Here is a 26464-nt window from a genome sequence, read left to right as displayed (position 1 = left end):
GCTGCCGCAGAGAATCTTATGCATCATTTTGCCTACAAGAACGGCGTGCTTCATGCCGAAGATGTCGCGCTCAGCGATATTGCCGCAAAGATCGGCACGCCTTTCTATTGTTATTCGCGCGCCACGATCGAGCGGCATTATCAGGTCTTCGCCGATGCCTTCAAAGGCACCGACACGCTGATCTGCTATTCGGTCAAAGCCAATTCCAATCTTGCCGTTATCAAACTTCTGGCGGATCTGGGATCGGGCGCCGATGTCGTCTCGCAGGGCGAGCTGCGCCGCGCGCTGGCGGCGGGCATTGCGCCTGAAAAAATCGTCTTCTCCGGCGTCGGCAAGACGCAGGAGGAAATGCGTTTCGCGCTCGAAACGGGCATCCTGCAATTCAATGTGGAATCGGAACCGGAACTGGAGCAGCTCTCCAAGGTTGCCGCCGCCATGGGCAAGACCGCCTCTATCGCGCTGCGCGTCAATCCGGATGTCGATGCCAAGACCCATGAGAAAATCGCCACCGGGAAAGCGGAAAACAAGTTCGGCATTTCCTGGCAGCGCGCGCCGGACGTCTATGACCGCGCCGCCGCGCTTCCCGGCATCGAGGTGGCGGGCATCGATGTGCATATCGGCAGCCAGCTGACCGACCTTGCCCCCTTTGAAGCCGCTTTTACCCGCGTGGCGGAAATGGCCGAACGGCTGCGCGCGGCAGGCCATGACATCAAGCGGCTCGACCTTGGCGGCGGGCTCGGCATTCCCTACCGGGGCACGAATGACGTGCCGCCGCACCCCAGCGAATATGCGGCGATGGTGGCGCGCACGGTCGGGCATCTGGGCTGCACGCTGATGTTCGAGCCGGGGCGCATGATCGCCGGTAATGCCGGCATCCTCGTTTCCTCCGTCATCTATGAGAAGCACGGCACCGACCGGGCCTTCCTCATTGTCGATGCGGCGATGAACGACCTTATCCGCCCGACGCTTTATGACGCCCATCACGACATTCTGCCCGTCAAGGAAGTCCCGGATGCCGCCCCCGTCACCTATGACGTCGTCGGGCCCGTCTGCGAGACCGGGGATTTCTTTGCCAAGGGGCGCCAGCTTCCCCCCCTGAAATCCGGCGATCTCATCGCGCTCATGTCGGCGGGAGCCTATGGGGCGGTGCTTTCCTCGACCTATAATACCCGGCCTCTGGTGCCCGAAATCATGGTCTCCGGCGAACACATGGCCGTGATCCGCCCGCGCCCAGATTATGACGCAATGCTTGGGCAGGATAAGATACCGGACTGGCTGGCCCCTTAAGGAAGATCTATCTGATCAGGGGGCAGCGGAACGCATGCGGGAAGAGGAGCCCTCGGCTTGGCAGAGCAAGACGCCTCACAAAAGCCTGGCCTGCAAAAGCCCGGCCTGCCTGCGCCGATCGAGCGGCGCGTGGGCGCAAGCCGCCTTGCGCTGTTCTGGGAGCGGCTTTGGCCTGCCCTTTGGCCAAGCCTTGCCGTTCTCGGCCTTTTCACGCTGGCGGGCCTCAGCGGCTTTTTAAGCAGCCTGCCGCTCGCCGCCCATTGGCTTTTATGGTGCGCGAGTTTCGCCGCTGCCGGTTTTTTGCTCTGGCAGCGCCGCACCGCGCTTTACCCGCCAAGCCGGGAGGAAGCGCTGCGCCGGATGGAGCATATCTCCGGCCTCTCCCACCGCCCGCTTTCCGCTTTCAATGATGAAGCCGCCGAGGGCACGGGTGAAGCCGCGCTTTGGGCCGCCCACCGCGCCTGGATCGCGGAAAAAGTCGTCAAAGCCCGTGTCGGCCTGCCCCGCGCCAGCCTTGCCGCCGCCGACCCATATGCGCTGCGCGCCGCGCTCGTCACCGCCCTTCTTGTTTTTACGGTCATCCTCGGCCCTGAAACGGGGGAGCGGCTGGCGCGCACCTATTGGCCAGGCCTTGGCATGCCGGACACCGCAACAAGCGTCGATGCCTGGGTGAACCCGCCAGCCTATACCGGCCGCCCGCCGCTCTTTCTGGCCGGTGCCAAAGGCGCACCCAAGGGTAAAACCGAATTCGAGATTCCCGAAGGCTCCGTCCTGACCTTGCGCGTACATGGCCCCGGCCCCCGGCCCGCCTATGAGCTTGCTGGCGCCAGCGAGACCGCCTTCAAGACGCTCGGCGAAAACGCCTATGAAGCGCAGGTAACGCTTAGCGAGGACACCTCGCTCACCCTCAGCCGGGCAAGCAACGATCTTTATAGCTGGGACTTCAAGATCATTCCGGACGATGCGCCCGAGATCGCATTCGACGGCCCGCTCGAAGACACGCTGCGCAAGGCGCTGCGCCTTGGTTATGAGGCAAGCGACGACTACGGCCTGAAATCGGTTCAGGCGCGCATGGCGCTCGGGCCCTCCGTCGTCCTGCAGGAGCGCACGCTCTTTCAAACGGCAGGCAGCGATCCGCTGTTCGAGCGGGCTGAAAACGCGGCAGAGAAAGAAGACGCAAGCGCACAAAACAATGTGCTGATGCCCCCGCCTCTGGTCGAATTGCCCTTGCCGGGCCTGCGGCCCAAAAAAGTTTCCCAGGAAGTTTTCCGCGATCTGACCGCCCATCCCTGGGCGGGACTGCCCGTCGAGCTTTGGCTGATTGCGCAAGACGATGCAGGCCAAACGGGGAAAAGCGAAACACGCAGCCTGGTGCTGCCCGCGCGCCAGTTCAACGAGCCGCTGGCCGCCGCCATTGCCGAGCAGCGCCGCCGCCTTGCCCTTTATCCGGATTCGCGCATGAATATTGCCGGATTTCTCAGCGCCTTTTCCCAGGATCTGGAGCGCCATGGCGGCGACATGACCGTCTTTCTCGGCCTGCGCGCGGCCTATTGGCGGCTGACCAAGGCGCGGCATCTGGCCGATCTGGACGGCGTGCTCGACCTCCTTTGGGATCTGGCGCTTCATATCGAGGACGGCGATCTTTCGCTTGCCGAGCGCGATCTGCGCGATGCGCGCGAGAAGCTGGCCGAAGCGCTGGCCGAAGGCGCCTCGGATGAAGAAATCGAAGCGGCCATGGAGGCGCTGAAATCGGCGCTCGCCCGCTATCTCGATGCGCTTTCGGAAAAGATGGGCAATATGGCCGAACAATTGCCCGCCATGCCGCAGAACCCCGAGACCCAGGCGCTGGAGCGCTCGGACCTTGAAAAAATGCTGGAGGCGATCGGCGATCTCGCCCGCACCGGCGCGCGCGAGCAGGCACAGGACATGCTCTCCCAGCTCGGCAATATTCTGGAAAACCTGCAAACCGGCGATGGGCAGAACCAGAACGCCGAGGCCCCTTCCGCCCTTTCCGAAGCGCTGAATGAAATGGGCGAGATGATCGGCGAGCAGCGCGAGCTCATGGACGACACGTTCGGCGAGGCCAAGAAGGAAGAGGCCCGCCCGCTCGATCAGCAAGGCCGCCAGGGCCTCAGCTCCAACCAGCAAGGCTCGGGGCAAAGCGGTGGCAGCCAAAGCGGCAGCCAGCAAAACGGCACGCAGCAGGGCGGCGCCCGCCAAGGCGCGCAGCAAGGCAGCGGCACGGGCGGTTATCCGGACCTGCGCGGGCGCCAGCAAGCGCTGCGCGACAAGCTGCGCGCGCTCATGGAAGAACTGCACAATAGCGGTGAGGAAGTGCCCTCCGCCCTTGAACATGCCGAGCGCGCGATGGATCAGGCGGACGACCGCTTGAAACAGGGCCGGGCCGAACGGGCGACAGGCGCGCAAGGCCAGGCCATCGACCAGCTGCGCGCGGGCGCCCAGTCCATGGCCAACCAGATGCTGGAGCGCATGGCAGGCGGCATGGCCCGCTCCGGCAATTCCGGGCAAGGCAGCGGCAATGCCAATACCGATCCCCTGGGCCGCCCGACCCGCTCCGCCGGACCCGATTTCGGCGATGACGTGCAAGTGCCCGACGAAATCGACGCGGAGCGCGCGCGGGAAATCCTGAACGAGCTGCGCCGCCGCGCCGCCGAAATGGGCCGCCCGCAAATCGAACTTGATTATCTGGAAAGATTGCTGCGGCGCTTTTAATTACGCATCCGGCAGATAGCCGATATAGGGCAGCGCCCTATAGGCATGAGCGAGGTCCATGCCATAGCCGATGACGAATTTATCGGGGCACTCAAAGCCCACATAATCCGCCTGGAACGATGCCGCCCGCTTGCCCGGTTTATCGAGCAGCACGCAGGACGCCACTTTGGCGGCGCCGCGTCCGGTCAAAAGCCCCGCGGCAAATTCCAGCGTGCGGCCCGATTCCAAAATATCGTCGATCAGCAGCACCTTGTCGGCGCCGACATCCGCTTCCAGATCGCGCAGCACCTCGACCTTACCGGACGAAGACGTGGCCGCGCCGTAGCTGGCCAGCGACAGGAAATCGACACGCGGATTGGCGCCCGCAAAATGCAGCGCGCGCACGAGATCAGCTGCGAAAATGAAACTGCCTTTGAGCACGGGCACGATCAGGAAATCCGGGCCGAAATCGGCCACGATCTCGCGGGCGAGCGCGCCCAGCCGGTCGCCGATTTCAGCGGCGCTGAAAAGCACTTCGATGCGGGGCATGCCGTCTGCGGCGCCCTTGCTCACCGGGCCGCCTCATCTTTTTCCGCACCGCCTTTTTCCGCCTCTGCCCCTGCCTCTGGCGTAGCGTCCTCTTCTTCGGTGAAACGGATGACGAGATCGCGCGCCTCAAGAGGCGGGCTGGAAAGACGGGTGACGAATTCGGCCCGCTCTGCAGGATCGAGCGCCGTTTCGGGCAGACGGAACGTCCAATGATAAAGCCGCTCGCGGTTTTCCCCGCGCAGATCGATCTGAACCGGGCGAAGCGGAATGCGCGCCTCGCCTTCATTGATCACTTCCCCGCGGATGGAGAGCACCGGCAGCCCGTTTTCGAACTGGTATTCATAGGACACGTTCTGAAACGCCATATCGTCGATATCGACGGGATCGTTGAAGGCGGCATAAAGCGTCTGCGTGGCCGGCCAAAGGCGGATGATCTCGCTGCGGAAGGCGGCGGCGCCAAGCGCGGAGCCCGCGACAAACGCGATAAGCGCCACCCAGCCTGCCACCTGCAGCGTGCGGCTGCCGCGCGCCTTGATGGGCATTTGGTGGCGCGGACGGCTGCGCGCGGGCGCAGGCTCGTCTTCCTCGTCATCGGCACTTTGGGATTTCCTGGCCGGTTTGCCGAAATCGGGATCGAGCGGCGGCGGGGGCGGCGGTACATCATCGCTGCTCTCTGCATCGCCGCTCTCCGCTTCTACGGCAGCAGCGCTCTCCAGCTCTTCGGCGTCTTCCTTGGCCTGCGCGCTTTCCGGTTCCTGATGCCAATGCTCGCCGCATTTCGCGCAGCGGACCTTGCGGCCCGACGGTTCGAAACCGGCGGCATCCACGTTGTAACGCGTATCACAGGATGGGCACGTTATAATCATGCGATTCGACTAGCGAGTGGCCTATATGTTCTTCGCACACAGTGCGTGGTGAAACAAGCGGAGCCCTGCCATCCAGGATACGCGGATGGCACGGAAAACCGGCGCCGGAACGGCCCGCCGGACAAAGGTCCAAGCCCTTTATTTAACGACCATACACGGTTAAGAGGGGGTTAAGGTAGAACCCAAAACACAGCCGGAGACCCTTTATGGTGCGATTCGAAAATGTGGGCATGCGTTACGGCATGGGACCGGAAGTGTTGCGCGATGTCTCGTTTCACCTGGAGCCGGGGTCGTTCCATTTTCTCACCGGCCCGTCCGGGGCGGGCAAGACCTCGCTTTTGAAGCTCATGTTTCTGGCGCACAAGCCCTCGCGCGGGCTGATTTCCATGTTCGGGCACGACATCGCAACCACCGACCGCAAGGATCTGCCAAGCCTGCGCCGGCGCATCGGCATTGTTTTTCAGGAATTCCGGCTGCTGGACCATCTTACAACATATGAAAATATTGCCCTGCCGCTGAAAGTGGCCGGGCGCGAGGAAGCCAGCTACCGGGCCGATGTGCGCGAACTTTTGGCCTGGGTGGGCCTGGGCGAGCGCATGGATGCCAAACCGCCCACGCTTTCAGGCGGGGAAAAACAGCGCGCCGCCATTGCCCGCGCCGTCGTCGCCCAGCCCGAGCTTTTGCTGGCCGATGAGCCGACCGGCAGTGTCGATCCGGAAATGGGCCAGCGCCTGATGCGGCTTTTCGTAGAACTGAACCGGCTCGGCACCTCGATCCTCTTCGCCACCCACGACCATTCGCTGGTCGAACAGGTCGGCGCGCCCGTCCTCCTCATTCAAAACGGGGAGCTTGTCTATCATGGCTGAAAGCGCGGGCACCCCGGGCGAAGAAAAAGTCCCATCCTGGAGCGAGCAGCTGCACCGCATGGCCGCGCCGCAAAAAGGCGTCATGCCCGCCGCCGGCACGACCGGGCCGACGCTGGTGCTCGTCATTGCCGCGATGAGCTTTCTGGCATGTCTCGCGCTCGGGGCCTCGCTCATCGTCTCCAAAGCGGCCAGCGGCTGGGAAAGCGATCTCACCGGCACATTGACCGTGCAGGTCAAACCTTCAGATGACGTGAGCGCGGAAGACCAGATCGCCGCCGCCCGCTCCATTCTGCTCGCCACCCCCGGCATCGTGAAAGCCGAAGCGCTGGGAGCCGAGGAGACCGCCGCGCTGATCGAGCCCTGGCTCGGCGCCGGCACGATTTCCGAGAGCTTGCCGCTGCCGCGCCTCATCGATGTGGAGCTTGAAAAAGGCGTCCCGGTCGATATGGAAGCGCTTGCCGCGCGCCTTGCCGGTGCCGCCCCCGGCCTTGTCCTCGACACGCACCGCCAATGGCTCGAAGATCTTCTGGGGGCAACCTCGGCGGCCCGTTTTCTTGCCTTTGCGGTGCTGGTGATCATTTCGGCGACCACCATTGCGCTGGTCATTTTCGCCTCTCGGGCGGGGCTCTCAGCCAATCAGGAAGTAGTGGAAGTGCTGCATCTGTGCGGGGCGCGGGACGGCTTCATCGCCGCCGAAATCCAGCGCCATTTCTTCGATCTGGGCTGGCGGGGCGGCCTGATCGGCTTCGCTCTTGCGCTTTTCACGTTCTTACTCATGGAAATATTGGCGGCGGACGGGGCGCTCTTTCTGGTGCCGCTTCCTTCGCTTTCCGCCCTGCATTATCTCTGGCTGATGGTGGTGCCCGCCGCCCTTGCCCTTGTGGTGGCCGCCACGGCCCGCTTTACCGTGCTTAGGGTGCTCGGACGGATGATGTGACGCGGCCCGTTCAGCCCCTGTATACTCACCCGCAATAGGCTGAAAAGGTCAGGGCTCCCAGAGGCCCGCACGGGACACCGGGAGACGAAGTGGAGGAGCTGGAAATGGCGGCGGCCGGCCGGCAAGCAAGGAACGAGACGGCAGTCTGGCTATTGCGCCTGGCAGGCACGCTGCTGCTTGCCGCGCTTCTGGCCTATCTCATCGGCCTGATCGGTTTCATTCAGTCCCTGGAAAAGAAAGCGCCCGCAGCCCTTGCCCCGGCGGACGGCATTGTCGTGCTGACCGGCACACCCGAACGGCTTTCCGAAGCCATGGGCCTCCTCGACAGCGGCAAGGCGAAGCGGCTGCTCGTCTCCGGCGTCAATCCGGAAGTCACCCGCGAGGAATTGCGCGCCGCGCTGAAAGCCGACCAAGCGCTGTTCGATTGCTGCGTCGATCTCGACTGGCGGGCGGAGAACACCATCGGCAATGCCATCGAGACAGCAACCTGGGCACAGGAAAACGCCATGCAGCGCCTCATCGTCGTTACCAGCGCCTATCATCTGCCCCGCGCGCTGCGCGAGCTGCAAAGCGCCATGCCGGAGGCCGAGCTGACCGGCTATCCCGTCTTCCAGGATCAGGTCCGCCTCGATGATTGGTGGGCTTATCCCGGGACGGCAAAGCTTCTCGTTTCCGAATATACGAAATATCTTGTTTCCTTCGCCCGTACTTACCTTGCCCCGCCGGTGCCCGGCTCTTAAGGCGCATTCCATAGGACGGTTCCCGTGCTCTTTCTGCGTTCGGCTCTTTTCAACCTGACCTTTTACGTTTCCTCGGCAATCATCTGCATTGCGGTGACACCGGCTTTCATTCTGCCGCGCGGCGTTATCGTCTTTTGCATGCGCGCCTGGTCGCGCTGGACCATGTGGCTGCTGCGCGTCATCGCGGGCACGCGCTATGAAGTGCGGGGACTTGAAAACCTGCCGAAAGAACCGGCGCTTATCGCCTCAAAGCACCAGTCCATGTGGGACACGATCATCTACGCGGCGATTTTGAACGACCCGGCCATCGTGCTCAAAAAAGAGCTGCTCTATATCCCCTATTACGGCTGGTATTCGATCAAAGCGCAGATGGTGCCGGTGGACCGCACCTCGGGCGCCAGCGCCCTGCGCAATCTCATCCTCCATGCCAAGAACGCGCTGGCGCAGAACCGCCACCTGGTGATCTTTCCCGAGGGCACGCGCGCTGCGCCCGGATCGCACAACCCTTATAAGCCGGGCGTGGCCGGGCTCTACAGCCAGCTCGGCATTGCCTGCGTGCCCGTGGCGCTCAATTCCGGCCTCTACTGGCCGCGCCGCAAGTTCCTGCGCAGGCCGGGCACCATCGTCTTGGAATTCCTGCCCCCCATCCCGCCGGGTATGAACCGGAAAGCCTTCATGGCCGAGCTTGAAGGCCGCATCGAGCCTGCGACCGATAAGCTTCTGGCCGAGGCAGGGTTTTCCGGCTGAAGCCGCGCGGCGGCGACACGCCTAAAGTAACACCCCTGCAACTCTCCCGGCCTAAACTTAAGCCCGCCTATCGCGCCCCAGGAAAAGGGATTGGCGCAGGCGGGCCGCAAACCCGTGAACATTAAAAGAACATTCATTGACGATAAGGGTCCGGCTCCCTAGCTTATAGGGCCCTGCGGGAGAGCCCGCGCAAGGAGAATGAAATGGGTGAACGCCCGGCCATTGCAGAGGAAATCTGGAACCTGAAATACCGGTTCCGCACCCCGGAGGAAAATCCCCAAGACGGCAGGGGCGATGCCTCTGTGCCTGACAGCTGGGCGCGGGTCGCCTCCGCCCTGGCGCTGGCCGAACCCCATGACCGGGTGGGCTGGGCGGCGCGTTTCTATCAGGCGATGGAGGATTACAAGTTCCTGCCCGCCGGGCGCATTCTGGCGGGCGCGGGGACCGGGCGCGACGTCACGCTCTTCAACTGCTTCGTCATGGGCACCATCCCGGACACGATGGCGGGCATCTTCGATCATTTGAAGGAAGCCGCGCTGACCATGCAGCAGGGCGGCGGCATCGGTTACGACTTCTCGGTGCTGCGCCCCAAGGGCGCGCCGGTCAAAGGCGTGGGGGCGGATGCCTCCGGTCCCTTGAGCTTCATGGATGTGTGGGATGCGATGTGCCGCACCATCATGTCGGCGGGCGCGCGGCGCGGCGCGATGATGGCGACGATGCGCTGCGATCATCCGGACATCGAAGACTTTATCGACGCGAAACGCGAAGCGGGACGGCTGACGAATTTCAATCTTTCCGTCCTTGTCACCGACGCCTTCATGCAGGCGGTGGAAGAAGACGGCGACTGGCAGCTCACTTTCGAAGGCAAGGTCTACAAAACCTTGCGCGCCCGCGCGCTCTGGAACCACATCACCGCCTCGACCTACGCCTATGCCGAGCCCGGCGTGATCTTCATCGACCGCATCAATGCCCGCAACAACCTCTATTATTGCGAAAGCATTCAGGCGACGAACCCCTGCGGCGAGCAGCCCTTGCCGCCATATGGCGCCTGCCTGCTCGGCTCGCTCAACCTGGCCGCTCTCGTCAAACACCCCTTCGGCGCCGAAGCCCATATCGATGAAGACGAGCTTGCCGATCTCGTCCATACCGCCGTGCGCATGATGGACAATGTGATCGACGTTTCGCGCTTTCCCCTGCCCGAGCAGGAGCATGAGGCAAAAGCCAAGCGCCGCATCGGCCTTGGCGTGACGGGCCTTGCCGATGCGCTCCTGATGTGCGGCGCGCGCTACGGGGCGCCGGAAAGCCTGACGCTCATTCACCGCTGGATGAGCCGGCTGCAACACGCCGCTTATGCCGCCTCCGTGGAGCTTGCCAAGGAAAAGGGCCCCTTCCCGCTTTTCGAGAAGGAGCCCTATCTGGCAGGGGAAACCATCAAGGCATTGCCCCAGCATCTTCAGGATGCGATTGCGCATCACGGCATCCGCAACGCGCTTTTGACCTCCATCGCGCCCACCGGCACGATCTCGCTTTTCGCGGGTAATGTCTCAAGCGGCATCGAGCCGATTTTCGCGCCGAGCTACAGGCGCAAGGTGCGCCTTGCCGATGGCAGCACGCGCGAGGAAGAGGTGGTGGACTACGCCCTTGCCGAATACCGCGCCCTGCATGGCGCGGATGCGCCGCTGCCCGAGGCCTTTACCACCGCGCAGGACCTGACCCCGGACGCCCATATTGCCGTCCAGGCCGCCGTGCAGCCTTATATCGACAGCTCGATCTCCAAAACGATCAATTGCCCCGCCGATATCAGTTTCGAGGCGTTCAAGGATATTTACACCAGCGCCTATAAAGCAGGCCTGAAAGGCTGCACCACTTACCGCCCGAGCGAGGTGCGCGGCTCCGTGCTCTCGCTTAGCCCTTCCGAAAGCCCGGCGGAGGAAGAAAGCGGCGCGCCCGTTTTCGAGGTCAAAGACGGCGTCGTCTATATGTCCAAACCGCTCGAGCGCGATGCGGTACTGCCCGGCTATACCTATAAGCTGCAATGGCCCGAAAGCGATCATGCCATTTACATCACGCTCAACGACATCATTCAGGACAAGCGCCGCCGGCCCTTCGAGATTTTCATCAACTCGAAGAACATGGAGCACTATGCCTGGACCGTGGCGTTGACGCGGATGATCTCCGCCGTCTTCCGGCGCGGCGGCGATGTGACTTTCGTCGTCGAAGAATTGAAAGCCGTGTTCGATCCGCGCGGCGGCTCCTGGATGAACGGGCGCTATGTACCCTCGCTTCTGGCCGCCATCGGCGAGACGATCGAACGGCACATGATCGATATCGGCTTTATCACCAAAAAAGACGGCAAACCGCTCAGCGAGGGCAAATTGCTTGAAGGGGCGGTGGTAACGGGGATGAAAGGCTGCCCGCGCTGCGGTGAGCGCGGGCTGGTGCGTCAGGAAGGCTGCGATACCTGCACCTCCTGCGGCTATTCCAAATGCAGCTAAGGGCAAAGGACAAAAACGATAATGCGCGGCGCCATTCATCATCTCGACCTGACCGTTAAAGACCCCGCCATCTCCGCCCCCTTTTACGATGCCGTTCTGGGTTTTATGGGCTATGCCCGCGTCGATGAAGACGCCGACAGCGTCGATTGGGCGGCGCGGCCCGCAGGCGCTTATATCTCCATCGGCATTTTGCGCGCTAAAGCGGAAAGCGCGGGGCAAAAACACAACCGCTATGCGCCCGGCCTTCATCACGTCGCCTGGCATGCGCAAAGCCGGGAAGACGTCGACGGGCTCCATGCGCTGCTGCAAGAAATCGGCGCGGAAATTCTGGATGCCCCCGCCGCCTATCCCGAATACGGCCCGGATTATTACGCCGTCTTTTTCGCCGATCCCGACGGGCTGAAGCTTGAATTCGTCTACGAACCTTACGCTGCCTGATGCCGCTTCAAATCACCAACCGTCAGGCCCGCCATCTGCTTCTCGACCTGCAGGGCCTGACGCGCAAACCCGCCGCGCCGCTTCCAAAAGAAGAGCTGCGTGCCCTGATCGGCAAGCTCGGCTATTTGCAGCTCGATTCCGTCAATGCCGTCGAGCGCGCCCATCACATGATGCTTTTCTCGCGCGCGGAAAAATATAAACGCGAGGATTTGCACGGGCTGCATGAAAGCGACAGGGCGCTTTTCGAACATTGGACCCATGATGCCTGCCTCATCCCCATCGAGTTTTATCCTTACTGGCAGGAACGCTTCAAAGCCGCCCGGCAGAAACTGAAAGACGGGGCCTGGAAAACGCGGCTCGGCCCGCACGGCCCCAAGATCATCAAAAACGTCAAACAGCGGATCGAGAAAGAAGGCCCGCTCATGGCCCGCGACTTTGAAGACAAAGGCGCGGGCGGCTGGTGGGGCTGGGGCCCGTCCAAAACCGCGCTGGAATTTCTCTGGCGCACGGGCGATCTTGCCATCTCCCGGCGCGAGGGCTTTCAGAAAGTCTATGATTTGGCCGAACGCGTTATCCCGGAGGGTCACCGCACGCACACCCCGAGCGCTGCGGCAATCCGCGACTGGAAATGCCGCGAGGCCCTGAAACGGCTGGGCACGGCAACGCCTGGAGAAATCGCCGCCTTTTGGGACAGCCTGCCGCCGGCGGAAGTCAAAAAATGGCTGGCGGAGAATGCGCGCGCGCTGTGCGAGGTGGAAATCACCGGTGCGGATGGGACGAAACGCGCCGCCCTGGCTTTCAAAGATATCGAAGAGCGCCTGGAGGCCCCCGCCCCGCCCACGCGCCTGCGCTTTCTCAGCCCGTTCGACCCCGTGCTTCGGGACCGGAAAAGAGCCGAGCGCATTTTCGGCTTCGATTACCGGATCGAGATTTTCGTCCCCGAAAAGAAACGCCAATATGGCTATTATGTCCTGCCCATTTTAGAAGGCGCGCGTTTTACCGGCCGCGCGGATATGAAGGTCCACCGCAAGGAAGGCGTTCTGGAAGTGAAGGGCCTCTGGCTCGAGCCCGGCGTCAAATGGACAAGCGCCCGCGAAGAAGCCTTCCGCAAGGCGCTGGCGCGGCTTGCCAAATTTTCAGGCGCAGAGACGGTCAAGACAGACGCTGCAATACGGCGTGCCATAAAGCTTCAAGACGGGCGTCCTTGATGCCGATCTCGCGCAGATGCGTGAGCGTGCCGAAAAGATAATCGGGATTGGCCCCGGACTGGCCCTTCCCTTCCGCAATGAGACGGACCTGATCGTCGAAAGAGAGCTTGCCTGCATATTGCAGATGCGCGCGGTCGACGATGAAGCAAAGCGCGGTCACTTTCTCGCCCGTCTCCAAAAGCCGCACCGGGCGCATCACATCGAGATAGACACTCGTGACCTGTTCGCGCTCCTGCAGATAAGCATAGACCTCGGCGGCCTTTTCACCGGCCACGCGGAAGGCCGCGCCCCGGCACGCCCCGCCCCTGTCGAGGCCGAAGACAAGGCCCGGCTTTTCCGGCGTGCCACGATGGACATGGGAGAAAACACAGAACTCCCGGTGATAGCCGTAAAGGCGCGCATCGCGCCGTTCCACGAAATCGAAACCCGGCCGCCACATCAGCGAGCCATATCCAAATACCCAGAGATCTTGCATGATACCTCTTACTTGCTCCGCCAGACCCTAGCGGGCAGACTTGAGGGCAGCAATAAAAGCCGGACCGATTCATAAATGGCAAAAAGCGCCGACACAGCCCCCCGTTTCCCCTGGAAAATCGCCGCCCCCTTCGGCGCGCTAGCGCTGATCGCAGGGGCCTATAGCATTTTCTGGTTCACGCTTGCAGGCAATCTGGAAGAAGAACTGCTCGCCTATAAAGGCCGCGTGCAGGAGAACGGGGTGAAGGCCGATTGGCGCGCCCATGAGATGCACGGCTTTCCCTACCGCATGGGCGTGACGCTGAAAGAGGCAACGCTTACCCGCGATCGCGGCAAGACCGCCTGGTCGCTCGCCCTGCCTGAAATCAGCGCCCAGATGCTGCCCTATAGGCCCGGCCATTTCATCGTCGATGTGAACGGCGAACAGGATTTGACGCTGACAGGCCCGGATGGCAAGCGGCGTTTCATCTCGAAGGCCGAAACCCTTTGGGGCAGCTATGTTGCGGGCAAGGAAAGCGCCGGGCGGCTTGCCATCGAAATAAAAGATTGGGCGGCTTCCGGCCTGAGCGAAGACAGCGGCACGTTTATCGGCTCGGCAAGCGCGGGCAGCCTGCAGCTCCACACCCGCCCGGCGCCCGACCCTGAGGCCACCGAAGAAGACGCGCCGCCGCTGCCCCGCACCTACGACCTGGCGCTCAAAGCCACGGATATTGCCTGGGATTTCGGCCCCGTCACAGGCTGGCTCGAGCCGGAAATCGCGCTCTTTGAAGCCCAAATGCGCGGCTATGAAGTGCCGGGGCGCCTGCCTGCCGATCTCGATACCGGCGCACGCGCCTGGGCAGCTTCAGGCGGGCGCATCACCATTTCCGATCTTCAGCTTCTCTGGGGCCCCATCGACATGAAGGGCCAGGGCGAGCTGACGCTCGATGCCAAAGGCCGCCCGAGCGGGCGCATCGAGGCGAGCTTCGGCAAGGTGGAAGAGCTGATCGCGCGGCTCGTTGAAACCGGCATCGTGAAGAAAGAAAGCGCACCCGTCATCTTTGCCGGCGCCGGCATCATCTCCGCCCTGCAAGGTAAGCCGCAGGACGGGCGCATGCATCTGCCGCTTGCCTTCCATGAAGGCGTGGTGTTTCTGGGGCCCGTCTCTATCGGCCGCCTCGAGCCGCTTTATTAAGCCGCCTTATTTCTTGGAAACGGATTTCGCATGGGTGGGATTGCGCCCGAAATTCGGCGCATCCGTATCCTGGCCCGCATCGATGATGGAGCGGCGCACCGCACGCGTGCGGGTGAAAAGATCGAACAGCATGTCCCCGTCACCCCAGCGGATCGCCCGCTGCAGCGCGGCAAGGTCCTCGGAAAAGCGGCCCAGCATTTCCAGCACCGCTTCCCTGTTATTCAGAAAGACATCGCGCCACATGGTGGGGTCCGAGGCGGCAAGGCGTGTGAAATCGCGAAAGCCGCTCGCCGCATATTTGATCACTTCGGACTGCGTGACCTTTTCCAGATCCGTCGCCGTGCCCACGATGTTATAGGCGATGAGATGCGGCAAATGGCTGACGATGGCAAAGACGAGATCGTGATGCTTGGACTCCATCACATCCACATTCGAGCCGCACCCTTCCCAGAACGCGGTCAGCGCTTTGATGGCCTCCGCCTCCGTGCCCGGCACCGGCGTGAGAATGCACCAGCGATTGTCGAAAAGTTCGGCAAAGCCTGCGTCGGGACCCGATTCCTCGGTCCCCGCAATCGGGTGGCCGGGAATGAAATGCACACCGCTTGGCACATAAGGGCCGACATCGCGCACGACGGCGGTTTTCACCGAGCCCACATCCGTCAGGATCGCGCCTTTTTTCAAGGCCGGTTCGATTTCTTTGGCAGAAGGCCCGAGCGCGCCCACCGGCACGCAGAGAATGACGAGATCGGCATCTTGCGCCGCCTCCGCCGCGCTTTCATGAGCGCTGTCGATGAACCCGATTTCAAGCGCCCGCGCGCGCGTCTCCTTGGAGCGGGCAAAGCCGGCAACATGCCCGGCGAGCCCCGCGCGCTTGACCGCATGGCCGATGGAGCCGCCGATAAGCCCGAGCCCGATCAGCGCAATGCGTCCAAAAAGAGGTTCGCTCTTGCTCATGCCTTCCCCAAAAACTCTTTCAGCGCGGCTACCACCTTCAGATTGGCTTCCTCGGTGCTCACCGTCAGGCGCAGATAATCCGGCAGCCCGTAGGAAGCGATCTGCCGGAGGATCAACCCTTTCGAGCAGAGAAACTCATCCGCCTCCGCCGCGCTCTTACCCGTTTCGGGCGGAAAGCGGAAGGAAATGAAATTCGTCACGCTGGGCACGACCTCGAGCCCGAGCGCCGAAATCTCCTCGCTCAGCCAGGCACGCCACTTTTCGTTATGGGCGACGGCTTTGGCCGTGTGCTCTTTATCTTCTATCGCGGCAATGCCCGCTTTCATCGCCGGCACATTGACGTTGAAGGGCCCGCGAATGCGGTTCAGCACATCCGCGACGCTTGCCGGACAATAGGCCCAGCCGAGCCGGATCGCGGCAAGGCCGTACACCTTCGAGAAGGTGCGCGTCATCACCACATTGTCATGGGTCGCAACCAGCTCGATCCCGGATTCATAATCGTTGCTGCGCACATATTCAGCGTAAGCGGCATCGAGTACCAGAAGCACATCCTCCCGCAATCCCTCGCGCAGGCGCTTGATCTCGGAGAAAGAAAGATAAGTGCCCGTCGGATTGTTGGGATTGGCAAGAAAAACGATCCGCGTCTTTTCGTTCTGCGCCGCCAGAATGGCATCGACATCCGCGGTGAGGTTCTTCTCCGGCACCTGCACGATCTCTCCGCCCGCCGCTTTCGTGACGATGGGATAGATCAGAAAGCCGTGCCGGGTCGCAATCGCTTCGTCGCCGGGGCCGATATAGGCCTGGGCCAGCAGATGCAAAAGCTCGTCCGATCCCGCCCCGCAAACGATACGCTCTGGATCGAGCCCGTAAACGCCGGCAATGGCCTTGCGCAGTTCCAGCGCGCCGCCATCGGGATAGCGCTCCATGGCGCCGAGCGCTTCCATCGCCGCCTCGCGCGCCTTGGGGCTCGGCCCAAGCGGGGTTTCATTCGCCGACAGCTTGTACTGCTTGGCCGTGCCTTCCACTTTCTCGCGCCCGCCCACATAAGGGGCGATGTCGAGAATGCCGGGCCGGGGCTGAACGGGGCTCATCGCTTACTCTCCTTTTTCAAGACAGCCGGCAAGGCGCACGGGATCGGCATAGCCGCCGATCAGCTGCACCCCATCGATGCCGTCCTGGTTATAGAGAGTCTCAAGCCGCCCGTCCCCGGCACTTATGAAACCGGTGAGACCAATCAGCGCATAATATTGCCCGTTTTGTTCTTTGCGCAGATAAAGCGTGCCGGCAAGCCCGGCCTCCTGCAGCTGCGCCTCCACCGCGCCCGCGCTCACCGCTTCTGAGAAGGTCAGCACAACCAAGCTCGTATCCGCGCCTGTTTCCTCAAAATCGGCCTGCGCCACCGCATAAGCTTCAGGCAACACGCCTTCCTCGGTGAGGAAGGGCAAGCAGGCAACGACACGCACCGGCGCCGTATCCCCGCGCCCCAGCATCGCCCACCAGGCATCGCCGTCATCCGGTTGCGGCGCGGGCAGGACACCGATCACCGAGCGGTCCTTGGAGACCCGGCGCAGAACGTCCATTGCTTCCTCACGCAGGTTCATGGGCGTGAACGAGCCATAATACCCGCGCGCCAAATCCCACAGGCGCAGCGGGTCGGCGCCGCCGAAAACCTCCACCCGGAGCGGGCCTTGCAGGCGTGTTTTGGCGGACATGATTTCCCGCCACAGCCGGAAGATGACGGCAAGCGGCAAGGGCCCCTGATGGCGCGCGGCAAGGGCGCGCAGCACTTCGGCCTCCCGGCCCGGACGGAAGGCGATGAAACTGCCCTCGCCCGCATCGCTCGCCGCCTGCGCTTTGGCTTCGGCCACCTGGCGCACGAGCTCGGTGCGTTCCATAAGCAAGCCGTGCATCTGCGCGTCGATCGCATCGATCTCGCGGCGCACATCGCCGAGCTGCTTGACCTCGCCTCTATCCTGATCCGCCATCCCTGCTTCCCGCATCGCGGGCCTTCTTCCAGACCCCGTGGAGGCGTTTCGCGCCTCTCCCGGCCCATGTCCCGGCCCGTCTCCCAGCCCGTGCAAAATGAGCGGTATTCATAAGGACGAACACGGCCAAAATCAAAGAAAACATTGACATTTCAGGCACCTCTGCCCCATCTAACGAGCTTATTCAAGCCGCCCGTCGCCTGCCGGCCAAAAGCCGCAGACCGGGCAAGATGGCCCGGAAAACCGGGACCGGGACCTGAATTCAGGCAAAAGCAGAGCTGGGAACCGCCCATGTCCGCCGCCACCGGAGCACATACCGGCACCGCGCCGCCAGACCCCCACCTTGAAGCGCCCGAAGCGCGCCTCGAGACGGTGACGTTCGGCCCGGACAAACCGCTCCGGCTGGATTCGGGCGAGAATCTGAGCCCGGTAACGCTGGCCTATAACACTTACGGCGAGCTCAACGCCGACAAGTCCAACGCGGTGCTGATCTGCCATGCGCTGACCATGGACCAGCATGTGGCCAACGCCCATCCCCAGACCGGCAAACCCGGCTGGTGGCTGCGCATGGTAGGGCCCGGCCGGACCATCGACACGGACCGGTTTTTCGTCATTTGTCCCAATGTGATCGGCGGCTGCCAGGGCTCTTCCGGCCCGACCGAGACGAACCCTGCAACCGGCAAGCCCTACGGGCTCGATTTTCCCGTCATCACCATTGCCGACATGGTGCGCGCCCAGGCCATGCTGCTCGACCATCTGGGCATCGAAACGCTCTTCTGCGCCATTGGCGGCTCCATGGGCGGCATGCAGGTGCTCGAATGGGCAAGCGCTTATCCGGAGCGCGTCTTCAGCGCCATTCCCATGGCAACGGCGGCGCGCCATTCGGCTCAGAACATTGCCTTTCACGAAGTTGGACGCCAGGCCATCATGGCGGACCCCGACTGGCATGGCGGCACCTATCTCGATCACGGCACGCGCCCGACCAAAGGTCTTGCCGTGGCGCGCATGGCCGCGCATATCACCTATCTGTCGGAGACCGCGCTCTTTCGCAAATTCGACCGCAATCTGCAGGACCGCGATACGCTGACCTATGATTTCGGCGCGCCGGATTTCCAGATCGAAAGCTATCTGCGCCACCAGGGCATGACCTTCGTGGACCGCTTCGACGCGAACTCCTATCTCTACATCACCCGCGCCATGGATTATTTCGATCTGGCGGCGGTCCATGGCGGTGTGCTTGCCAATGCCTTCAAGGGAACGAAGACACGCTTCTGCGTCGTCTCTTTCACCAGCGACTGGCATTACCCGACCGCCTATAACAAGCAGATCGTGCACGCGCTGATCGCCGCGGGCGCCAATGTGAGTTTCGTGGAAATCGAGACCGACAAGGGCCACGACGCCTTCCTGCTCGACGAACCGGTGATGGACGATACGCTGGCCGGTTTCATCGCCTCCGCCGCACGCCAGCGCGGGCTGACCTGAGAAAGAGCGGAGGCAGAGCCATGACGCTGGACACGAATACCCAAACCCGTATCGACCTCATCGCCGTCGCCGATCTGGTGCAGGAAGGATCGCGCGTGCTCGATGTGGGCTGCGGGGAAGGCGAGTTACTGGAGCTTTTGCGCGATAAACGGCAAGTGGACGGGCGCGGCGTGGAACTGAGCCAGGCCGGCGTCAATGCCTGCGTGGCGCGCGGACTTTCCGTCGTGCAAGGGGATGCGGATCGCGACCTCGGGGATTATCCCGATGACAGCTTCGATTACGTCATTCTCAGCCAGACCATTCAGGCAACGCGCAACCCGCGCGAAGTGCTGGGCCAAATGAAACGGATCGGGCGGCGCGTCGTCGTTTCCTTCCCGAATTTCGGCCATTGGAAAATCCGCCTGCAGCTTCTTCTTTCAGGCCGCATGCCGGTCACCCGGACGCTGGCGGATGAATGGTACGACACGCCCAATATCCATCTTTGCACCGTGCGTGATTTTCTCGATCTGTGCGAGACCGAGCACCTTGCCATCGAAAAAACGCTGATGCTGGCAGGGGAAAAGAGTTGGACCGAGCACAATCCCGGCGCCCGCGCCAATTTGCGCGCCGAACAGGCGGTCTTCCTGCTTTACCGGAAATAAGTAGCGCTTACGTCGCCACGGCTTCGGCGTCACGCTCGCCGGTGCGGATACGCACGGCCTGTTCCAGATCGAGCACGAAAATCTTGCCGTCGCCGATCTTGCCCGTCTTCGCAGCCTTGCCGATCGTCTCCACCACCTTATCGGCAATGTCATCGGCAACCGCGATATCGAAGCGCACTTTCGGCACCAGCGTGACCTGATATTCCGCGCCGCGGTAAATCTCGGTCTGGCCTTTTTGCCGCCCATGCCCTTTGACTTCCGTCACCGTCATGCCGGACACGCCGATTGCGCTCAACGCATCCATCACAGCATTCGTCATGGCAGGTTTTACGATGGCCACTACAAGTTTCATGTCGATCTCCTGCGTCTTTTCAAACTTCAGTCATTGGACGAAGCGGATGTGCGCGGCACGGCAACGGGCCGCAAGCCGGGCAACACGGCCCGCGTAGACGCGCGGCGCACCGGCACCGGTGTGCCTGCATAAAACTGTTTGGCCGCTTCCACAAGCATGACCCCGGCAAGGCGCTGGCCGAAAAACCGCCCGCCCCGCTCGAAGGCGGAAGCCCAGCGCAAAAGCGCACGCCAATCGAACGGTAAAAAGAAAAGCGCCGTCGACCAGTCGGTCGGGCTGAACATCGCATCGCGCAACAGCCGGATGAGCTGGCCGCGCGTGAACGGGCGTCCATGGCCGAAGGGCGTCGTCTCCCGCCGCGCCCAGACACCCCGCCGGTTCGGCACGACGATAAGCAGCCGCCCGCCGGGTTTGAGCACCCGCCAGGCCTGGCGCAGCATGGTGCCGAGCGGCTCGGAACTTTCAACCGTGTGAACAAGCAGCAACCGGTCGAGACTGTCATCGGGCAGCGGCCAGTCGGTCTCCTCCACCAGCGTGGTGCGGTTTGGCCCTTCCTTCGGCCAATAGATCACGCCCTGCTGCGCCGGCATGAGCGCGAGCACCCGCTCGGCCTCATCCAGAAAGAGCCGCAAATAGGGCGTGGCATAGCCGAACCCGGCCACATCCATGCCCCGCACATCCGGCCAGATTTCGCGGATGCGCCGGGACAAATGACGGCGGGTCATCCGCCCGAGCGGGCGGGCATAAAAATCCCTGAGGTCGGCCACATCCATATGCATGCCTGAAAGCCTAGCAGAAACGGCGAAAAGGCGGAGGTTCTTTCTGTATTCCTTCTGCCTTATTTCGGGCGGCACGCACCGGTTCAAATCCGGCTCCCGACGCGCTAGGCTGGCCCGGCAAACATTCAGCCAGTGGTGGTCCTCATGTCCAAGCTAATCGTTCACCAGTTCCCGTGCCTTTCGGATAATTACGGCTATCTGCTGCACGACCCGGAAACGGGCGCGACCGGCGCCATCGACACGCCGGAAGTCGCCCCCATCCTGAAAGCGCTGGAGGAAAAGGGCTGGACGCTCACACACATTCTCAACACCCATCACCATTTCGATCATGCGGGCGGCAATCTGGAACTGAAAGAAAAGACCGGCTGCACCATCATCGGCCCGAAAGGCGAAGCACCGCGCATTCCCGGCATCGACATCGCGCTGGGGGACGGTGACATCTGCGAGTTCGGCAGCCGTAAGGCGCAGGTGCTGGAAGTGGGCGGGCACACACTCGGCCATATCGCCTATTACTTCCCGCAAGACGGTATTGCCTTTGTCGGCGATACGCTTTTTGCGCTGGGCTGCGGGCGTATCTTCGAGGGCACGGCGGAGCAGATGTGGGGCTCGCTGCAAAAGCTGATGGGCCTGCCGGATGAGACGGTGGTTTACTGCGCCCATGAATATACACAAGCCAATGCCCGCTTCGCCGCAACCATCGAACCGGCGAACGAGGCGTTGCAAGCGCGCATTAAAGAGATCGACGCCAAACGCGCGGAAGGCAAACCCACCGTGCCCACCACGATCGGCCTTGAAAAAGCGACCAATCCGTTTTTGCGGCCGATGAGCGAGGAGGTGCAAAAGACATTGAACCTTGTCGGCGCGCCGCTTGTCGATGTGTTCGCCGAAACCCGCGCCCGCAAGGACAGTTTCTAGGCGCGCAGTAAAAGCAAGCGGCTGAGAAGGGGGAACTCATGCTGTCATCGGAAGAAATCATTCTGCTGCTCGGCCTTGAGCCGCATCCGGAAGGCGGGCATTTCAAGGAGGTCTTCCGCGATGAGGCGCCGTCCGGCAAGCGCGCCCATTCCACCGCGATCTATTATCTCCTGCGCAAGGGCGAGAAATCCCATTGGCATAAGGTCGATGCCACCGAAATCTGGCATTGGTATGCGGGTGCCCCGCTCCGCCTTCGCGTTGCCAAGGATGAGGCAAAACCGGCGTCTGAATTTCTGCTCGGCAACGATCTCGTGCATGGCGAGCGCCCGCAGCATGTGGTGCCCGCCCATGCCTGGCAGGCGGCGGAAAGCTGCGGCGAGTGGACGCTGGTCGGCTGCACCGTCGCGCCCGGTTTCGATTTTGCCGGCTTCGAACTTGCCGCCAAAGATTGGACGCCCGGTCAATGAACCATGCCCGCGCCATCGCCGCGCTTCTAGCCCTTGGCACGGCGCTTTTGGCGGGCTTGCCCGCCCGCGCGGAAATACCCTGTTCCGGCGCGCCCTCCGGTAAAACGCTCGGCCCTGCCCGCATCATTGAAGTGGAGACGCAAGGCGGCGGCGTTTACGGCACGCTGCAATATGCCCGCAGCCTCGATCTTGCCGAAAAAGAAATTCTCTTCACCTTCGATGACGGCCCGGATCCCGTAGTGACGCCGCAAATTCTCGACACGCTCGACCGGCATTGCCTTAAAGCGACATTCTTCTTTACCGGCCTGCGCGCCGAGCGCTATCCGGAACTGGTGCGCGAGGCCTGGCGGCGCGGCCACACGATTGCAACCCACACCTATTCCCACCCGAATAATTTGCGCCGCTTCGCGCCCTCTTATGCGCGCGCGCAGATCACCCGCGGCCAGGAAGCCATTGCAGCCGCCCTGCAAGGGGCAGAGGATACGAAAGAGGCAGAACTTGCCCCCTTTTTCCGTTTTCCGGGCCTCAACGACAGCGCGCGGCTGAAAGCCTGGCTGGCCGCGCAAGACATCGCCGTTTTTTCCTGCGATTTCGGCAGCGACGATTGGCGGCGCATTTCCGCCTGGAGCGTTTATAAACGCACGATGCGCAACGCCGCCTATATGGGGCGCGGCATCGTCATTTTGCATGACACCAAGACACGCACGGCGAGCGCCCTGCCGATGATCCTCGACGAGCTGGCGCGCCGGGGGTTCAAGGCCGCTCATATGCGCGCCAAAAAACCCCCGGATACGCTGGCCGGTTTGCCGGAAAAAGCCGTCACCGCACCTTAACTTGCCGCCCGGCAAGCGATTGACTAACGTTTGGCCCATGAAAAAACAGATCCGCAGCAAATCCGGGTTGAGCCGCCGCAAAGCGCTGCAATGGGGCACGGCAGCTGCAGCAAGCGCGCTTGTCACGCCCGCGCTCGTGCGCGCCGAAGCGCCTTACAAGCGCATCTTGAAAATGCAGAGCCTCAATTCCGGTGAAAAACTCACCATCACCTATTGGGCCGACGGCGCTTACATCGAGGACGCGCTGCCCCGCATCAACTGGTTCATGCGCGATCTGCGCACCCATGAAAGTTTCAAAATGGATGTGCGCCTGCTCGATCTTCTCTGGGAGATCGACCAAAACACGCGCTCAAACAACCCGCTTTATACGATGTCCGGCTACCGCTCGCCCGAAACCAACGCCATGCTGGCGGCGACGAGCGAAGGCGTCGATGAAGCCAGTTTCCATATGCGCGGCATGGCCATGGACCTGACCCAGGATTTCCGCGATCCCGAAGCGCTTTTTTTGGTGGCGAAAAAACTGGGGCGCGGCGGCGCTGGCTTTTACCCCACCAAACGCCCCTTCGTGCATGTGGATGTCGGCCCGAAAGACCTCTGGCGCTGGCCGGAAAAGCCCCGCGAAGGGCGCGCGGTGGACGTTGAGCGCGGCAACGCGGAAACGGCACCCAAGGCAAAAAGCTGATTTCCTCACGGACTTATCATCTTGCAATGCACAAAAAGCTTGCGCATCGCAACAGGCCCTTGCGACAATTCGCCAAACCTAGAGAAACATAAGGCACACCAACGCCGGGCTTCAGCAGCCGGGCGGCAAGGGTGAACTGGGGGTCAGGTGGCACGGCAGGACGATACGGACAAAGACGTTATCAAAATCAAGAAATACGCGAACCGCCGTCTCTACAATACGGCAACGAGTTCCTATGTGACGCTCGAAGATCTGGCGCAGATGGTGCGCGACGGCGACGAATTCATCGTGCATGACGCCAAGACCGGCGACGACATTACCCGCTCCGTCCTGACACAGATTATTTTCGAGCTGGAAGCGAAAGGTCAGAACCTTTTGCCCATCAAGTTTCTGCGGCATCTGATCACGCTTTACGGCGACAGTTTGCAGAGCTTCGTGCCGTCCTATCTCGACATGTCCATGGATACGTTCTCGCGCGAGCAGGACCGTATGCGCGAGCGCTTTACCGACGCTTTTGGCGGGCCGGAGCGCATGAACCAGTGGGAAGAACAGATCCGCCGCAACATGTCGCTTTTCGAAGACACGTTCATGCGCATGTTCGCGCCTTTTGCCGGCGCCGGGCGCAGCACCGGCGATTACCGGAGCGAGTACCGGCCCACGCCGCGAAAAACCGAAGACGCCCCGCCGCCCGAAGCCCCGGCCGAACAGGAGCCGCGCGGCGATGAAAAAGCCGAACTCGACGAGCTGAAAAAGCAAATGGCGGAAATGCAGTCCATGCTGAAAAAGCTCGCCGACAAGAACTGACGCCTCCAAAAGCGTTTCATTCCGGCACAGAACGATCCACAGCGTTAAGATTTAGCCCCGCCGGCCCTCAAAATTCTGCGATTTTGTATTAAACCGGAACGGAAAATCTGGCCGCACTCTTGCGGCTGGATTACCATGACGAGGGTAACGCACATAACGCAGAGCGCCTTTCCCGCCCTACCGGCGCGGAGACGCGAGGCGCATGCAACTGGAAGTGCTGAGGATAAGCCGGTGGAGATTCTTGCACCACGCCGTCCGGCCAACCGCGGAAGAAATGCCCCGCTCGCACAGCGCCGGGCAAACCGCCCCTCCGCGCCCTTTCTTGCCCAATATGTCGATCAGCACTCCCCCCGTCCGGTCAGCCAGGAAGAGGCGGCCCGCAAACAGGCAAATGCCGGCAGCGCCTATCGCAGCGCCGAAGAGCTCTCGCCCTATCCCGTCAGCATCCGCCTGAAAGACCTTTAGGCCCTTCCCGCAAACATGGCTCAATAGCCGACCGCCGCGCCGTCCTTGCGCGGATCGGAGCCGCCCATCATGGTGCCGCGCGCATGGTCGATGAAAATCGCCTGGCCGCCGCCATGGGGCAGGAAAGCATCGGCAAGTTTATGGCCGCGCGCCTCAAGCCCTTTGCGGGTTTCTGCCGAAAGCCCCTTTTCGATATCGAGCGTCTCTGCGCCGGGAAAAGCGCGCGGGCTGTCCAGCGCTTCCTGCACATCCATGCCGTAATCGAGCATATTCGTGACGACATGGGCGTGCCCCACCGCCTGATAGGCCCCGCCCATCACACCGAAGGGCATCACCGTCTTGCCCTTCTCGCTCATCATCGCGGGAATGATCGTGTGCAAGGGCCGCTTGCCGCCGGCAACGCAGTTCAAATGCCCCTCTTCCATGACAAAGCCCGAGCCCCGGTTCTGAAACATGACGCCGGAACCCGGCGCAAGAATGCCCGAGCCGAAACCGAAGAAAAGCGAATTGATGAAGGAGACCGCGTTGAGATCTTTATCGACCACTGTCAGATAAATCGTCTCGCGGTTCAAAGGATCGCGCAGCGTGCTGAGATCGGAAATGCGGCTCTTCGCATCGATCCGCGCGGCTAGCTCATCCGCAAGCCCGTCCGATAAAAGCCGGTCCACCGGCACTTCGCCGAAATCGGGATCGGCGACATATTTATCGCGCATATCATAGGCAAGGCGGGCGGCTTCCATTTCATAATGGAAGCGCACGGCCCCATGCGGATCGAGCCTGCCCATATCGAGCCGCGAGAGAATATTCAGCATCAAGAGCGCGGTAATGCCCTGCCCGTTCGGCGGGATTTCGTGGATCTCGCGGCCCCGGTACAACGTTTTGATGGGCGTCACATAATCGGGCGCGTTCTCCGCGAAATCTTCCAGCTCATGAAATCCGCCGAGCGCCTGCAGCTTGGCGACCATATCTTCGGCGACAGGGCCTTTGTAAAACCCGTCCCGGCCTTCTCTCGCGATCCGGCGCAGCGTTTCGGCCAGCACCGGCAGGCGGAACTTATCGCCTGCCTGCGGGCCTTTGCCATCGATCAGAAGCTGGCGCGGGGCATCGCTATCATGGGCCAAATGCCCTTCCAGAAATTGCCATTCCATGGCAATGCGCGGGGCAACGGCAAAGCCCTCTTCGGCATAGGCAATGGCCGGCTCCAAAAGGCGGCCAAGCTCCATCGTGCCATGATCTTCCACAAGCCGCGCCCAGGCATCCACCGCCCCTGGAATGGTGACGGAATGAACGCTGTTAAGCGAAAGCTGCTCGACGCCCCTGGCGCGCAGCTTTTCAAGAGAAAGGGATTTGGGCGCGCGGCCCGAACCGTTCAGCCCGATAATCTCCCCGCCGCCTTTTTTGGAAAGGAGCGCAAAACAGTCGCCACCGATCCCCGTATTATAAGGCTCGATCACGCAAAGCACGGCGGAAGCGGCAATCGCCGCATCGACCGCATTGCCCCCTGCACGCAGGATCGCGATCGCAGCTTCCGCCGCCAAAGGCTGCGAGGTGGCGCACAGGCCGTTCACGGCATAGACCGGTGAGCGGCCCGGGAAATGCAGATCGCGCATAA

27 protein-coding genes are annotated in these 26464 nt (G+C 62.2%); 18 read left to right on the top strand and 9 right to left on the bottom strand.

Annotated elements, in window-relative coordinates:
• The first annotated feature begins 18 nt into the window (after positions 1–18).
• Positions 19–1287: a diaminopimelate decarboxylase gene (gene lysA / locus M2A_RS04760; protein WP_045443593.1), complete on the top strand. Its 1269-nt coding sequence runs from the start codon at positions 19–21 to the stop codon at positions 1285–1287.
• 57 nt (positions 1288–1344) lie between these two features.
• Positions 1345–4020 (top strand): TIGR02302 family protein, encoded by a 2676-nt coding sequence (locus tag M2A_RS04755; protein ID WP_045443591.1) that lies wholly within the window; start codon positions 1345–1347, stop codon positions 4018–4020.
• Here M2A_RS04755 and hpt read toward each other — a convergent pair whose 3' ends face one another.
• Together hpt and M2A_RS04745 are read right to left on the bottom strand one after the other, a co-directional pair.
• The gene (gene hpt / locus M2A_RS04750; RefSeq protein ID WP_244444379.1) at positions 4021–4572 is read right to left on the bottom strand and encodes a hypoxanthine phosphoribosyltransferase; all 552 of its coding nucleotides are present in this window, start codon (positions 4570–4572) and stop codon (positions 4021–4023) included. It lies immediately after the preceding gene.
• Entirely contained in the window at positions 4569–5414 is an 846-nt protein-coding gene (locus M2A_RS04745) for a zinc-ribbon domain-containing protein (RefSeq protein ID WP_081875391.1), read from the bottom strand. Before M2A_RS04745 ends, hpt begins: the two co-directional genes overlap by 4 nt.
• Before the next feature lie 206 nt (positions 5415–5620).
• Between M2A_RS04745 and ftsE the strand changes: the two genes are divergently transcribed.
• From ftsE to M2A_RS04710, 7 genes are all read left to right on the top strand, one after another.
• The gene (gene ftsE, locus M2A_RS04740; protein ID WP_045443586.1) at positions 5621–6280 is read left to right on the top strand and encodes a cell division ATP-binding protein FtsE; all 660 of its coding nucleotides are present in this window, start codon (positions 5621–5623) and stop codon (positions 6278–6280) included.
• Positions 6273–7217, top strand: coding sequence for a cell division protein FtsX (locus M2A_RS04735; RefSeq protein ID WP_052379211.1), 945 nt, complete (start codon positions 6273–6275; stop codon positions 7215–7217). The genes ftsE and M2A_RS04735 overlap by 8 nt, the downstream gene beginning before the upstream one ends.
• Positions 7218–7321: 104 nt before the next feature.
• A complete protein-coding gene (locus tag M2A_RS04730; protein WP_045443843.1) occupies positions 7322–7957 on the top strand; it encodes a YdcF family protein in 636 nt (211 codons plus the stop codon).
• A 24-nt stretch (positions 7958–7981) separates the two neighbouring features.
• Complete coding sequence (locus tag M2A_RS04725) at positions 7982–8704, top strand: lysophospholipid acyltransferase family protein (RefSeq protein ID WP_045443584.1); 723 nt, start codon at positions 7982–7984, stop codon at positions 8702–8704.
• 203 nt (positions 8705–8907) lie between these two features.
• Positions 8908–11199 (top strand): adenosylcobalamin-dependent ribonucleoside-diphosphate reductase, encoded by a 2292-nt coding sequence (locus M2A_RS04720; protein WP_045443582.1) that lies wholly within the window; start codon positions 8908–8910, stop codon positions 11197–11199.
• Between the two features lie 21 nt (positions 11200–11220).
• Positions 11221–11637, top strand: coding sequence for a VOC family protein (locus M2A_RS04715; protein WP_045443580.1), 417 nt, complete (start codon positions 11221–11223; stop codon positions 11635–11637).
• Positions 11637–12845, top strand: coding sequence for a winged helix-turn-helix domain-containing protein (locus tag M2A_RS04710; protein ID WP_045443578.1), 1209 nt, complete (start codon positions 11637–11639; stop codon positions 12843–12845). Before M2A_RS04715 ends, M2A_RS04710 begins: the two co-directional genes overlap by 1 nt.
• Here the strand turns inward: M2A_RS04710 and M2A_RS04705 are convergent.
• On the bottom strand, positions 12790–13320 hold the full coding sequence (locus M2A_RS04705; protein WP_045443575.1) for a gamma-glutamylcyclotransferase: 531 nt from the start codon (positions 13318–13320) through the stop codon (positions 12790–12792). The genes M2A_RS04710 and M2A_RS04705 overlap by 56 nt on opposite strands.
• A 75-nt stretch (positions 13321–13395) precedes the next feature.
• Between M2A_RS04705 and M2A_RS04700 the strand changes: the two genes are divergently transcribed.
• Positions 13396–14493: a DUF2125 domain-containing protein gene (locus tag M2A_RS04700; RefSeq protein WP_045443572.1), complete on the top strand. Its 1098-nt coding sequence runs from the start codon at positions 13396–13398 to the stop codon at positions 14491–14493.
• 6 nt (positions 14494–14499) lie between these two features.
• On the opposite strand, the gene M2A_RS04695 is transcribed toward M2A_RS04700, so the two are convergent.
• Genes M2A_RS04695 through pheA form a run of 3 tightly spaced genes read right to left on the bottom strand, consistent with a single transcriptional unit; the run spans position 14500 to position 17432 of the window.
• Positions 14500–15447: a prephenate/arogenate dehydrogenase family protein gene (locus M2A_RS04695; RefSeq protein WP_045443569.1), complete on the bottom strand. Its 948-nt coding sequence runs from the start codon at positions 15445–15447 to the stop codon at positions 14500–14502.
• Positions 15444–16538, bottom strand: a complete 1095-nt coding sequence (hisC, locus tag M2A_RS04690) for a histidinol-phosphate transaminase (RefSeq protein WP_045443566.1) — start codon at positions 16536–16538, stop codon at positions 15444–15446. Before hisC ends, M2A_RS04695 begins: the two co-directional genes overlap by 4 nt.
• A gap of 3 nt (positions 16539–16541) precedes the next feature.
• Complete coding sequence (gene pheA, locus M2A_RS04685) at positions 16542–17432, bottom strand: chorismate mutase (protein WP_045443563.1); 891 nt, start codon at positions 17430–17432, stop codon at positions 16542–16544.
• Between the two features lie 291 nt (positions 17433–17723).
• Between pheA and metX the strand changes: the two genes are divergently transcribed.
• Together metX and metW are read left to right on the top strand one after the other, a co-directional pair.
• Positions 17724–18914 (top strand): homoserine O-acetyltransferase MetX, encoded by a 1191-nt coding sequence (metX, locus tag M2A_RS04680; RefSeq protein ID WP_081875389.1) that lies wholly within the window; start codon positions 17724–17726, stop codon positions 18912–18914.
• Positions 18915–18934: 20 nt separating this feature from the next.
• Positions 18935–19555, top strand: a complete 621-nt coding sequence (gene metW / locus M2A_RS04675) for a methionine biosynthesis protein MetW (protein ID WP_045443560.1) — start codon at positions 18935–18937, stop codon at positions 19553–19555.
• Positions 19556–19562: 7 nt separating this feature from the next.
• Here the strand turns inward: metW and M2A_RS04670 are convergent, their stop codons facing one another.
• Entirely contained in the window at positions 19563–19907 is a 345-nt protein-coding gene (locus tag M2A_RS04670; protein ID WP_045443556.1) for a P-II family nitrogen regulator, read from the bottom strand.
• Positions 19908–19933: 26 nt separating this feature from the next.
• Positions 19934–20680 (bottom strand): class I SAM-dependent methyltransferase, encoded by a 747-nt coding sequence (locus M2A_RS04665; protein ID WP_244444378.1) that lies wholly within the window; start codon positions 20678–20680, stop codon positions 19934–19936.
• Between the two features lie 150 nt (positions 20681–20830).
• On the opposite strand from M2A_RS04665, the gene gloB reads away from it, so the two are divergent.
• The 6 genes from gloB (at position 20831) to M2A_RS04635 (ending at position 24852) form a co-directional block, all read left to right on the top strand.
• Positions 20831–21601, top strand: coding sequence for a hydroxyacylglutathione hydrolase (gene gloB / locus M2A_RS04660; RefSeq protein ID WP_045443550.1), 771 nt, complete (start codon positions 20831–20833; stop codon positions 21599–21601).
• Positions 21602–21639: 38 nt separating this feature from the next.
• Complete coding sequence (locus M2A_RS04655; protein WP_045443548.1) at positions 21640–22068, top strand: cupin domain-containing protein; 429 nt, start codon at positions 21640–21642, stop codon at positions 22066–22068.
• Complete coding sequence (locus M2A_RS04650; protein ID WP_052379209.1) at positions 22065–22901, top strand: polysaccharide deacetylase family protein; 837 nt, start codon at positions 22065–22067, stop codon at positions 22899–22901. Before M2A_RS04655 ends, M2A_RS04650 begins: the two co-directional genes overlap by 4 nt.
• 37 nt (positions 22902–22938) lie before the next feature.
• Positions 22939–23583 carry a peptidoglycan L,D-endopeptidase MepK gene (locus tag M2A_RS04645; protein WP_052379208.1) on the top strand — a complete coding sequence of 215 codons (645 nt, stop codon included), beginning with the start codon at positions 22939–22941 and terminating at the stop codon, positions 23581–23583.
• 147 nt (positions 23584–23730) lie between these two features.
• Complete coding sequence (gene phaR, locus M2A_RS04640; RefSeq protein WP_045443545.1) at positions 23731–24387, top strand: polyhydroxyalkanoate synthesis repressor PhaR; 657 nt, start codon at positions 23731–23733, stop codon at positions 24385–24387.
• A 231-nt stretch (positions 24388–24618) separates the two neighbouring features.
• Positions 24619–24852, top strand: coding sequence for a hypothetical protein (locus M2A_RS04635; RefSeq protein WP_045443542.1), 234 nt, complete (start codon positions 24619–24621; stop codon positions 24850–24852).
• Positions 24853–24872: 20 nt separating this feature from the next.
• Here the strand turns inward: M2A_RS04635 and ggt are convergent, their stop codons facing one another.
• Positions 24873–26462 carry a gamma-glutamyltransferase gene (ggt, locus tag M2A_RS04630; protein ID WP_045443539.1) on the bottom strand — a complete coding sequence of 530 codons (1590 nt, stop codon included), beginning with the start codon at positions 26460–26462 and terminating at the stop codon, positions 24873–24875.
• Between the last annotated feature and the right edge of the window lie 2 nt (positions 26463–26464).

The sequence above is a fragment of the Tepidicaulis marinus genome, from assembly GCF_000739695.1.
GTDB classification, from domain to species: domain Bacteria; phylum Pseudomonadota; class Alphaproteobacteria; order Parvibaculales; family Parvibaculaceae; genus Tepidicaulis; species Tepidicaulis marinus.
The sequence above is the reverse complement of the archived record's forward strand: the minus strand, read 5'-3'. Positions and strand labels throughout refer to the sequence as shown.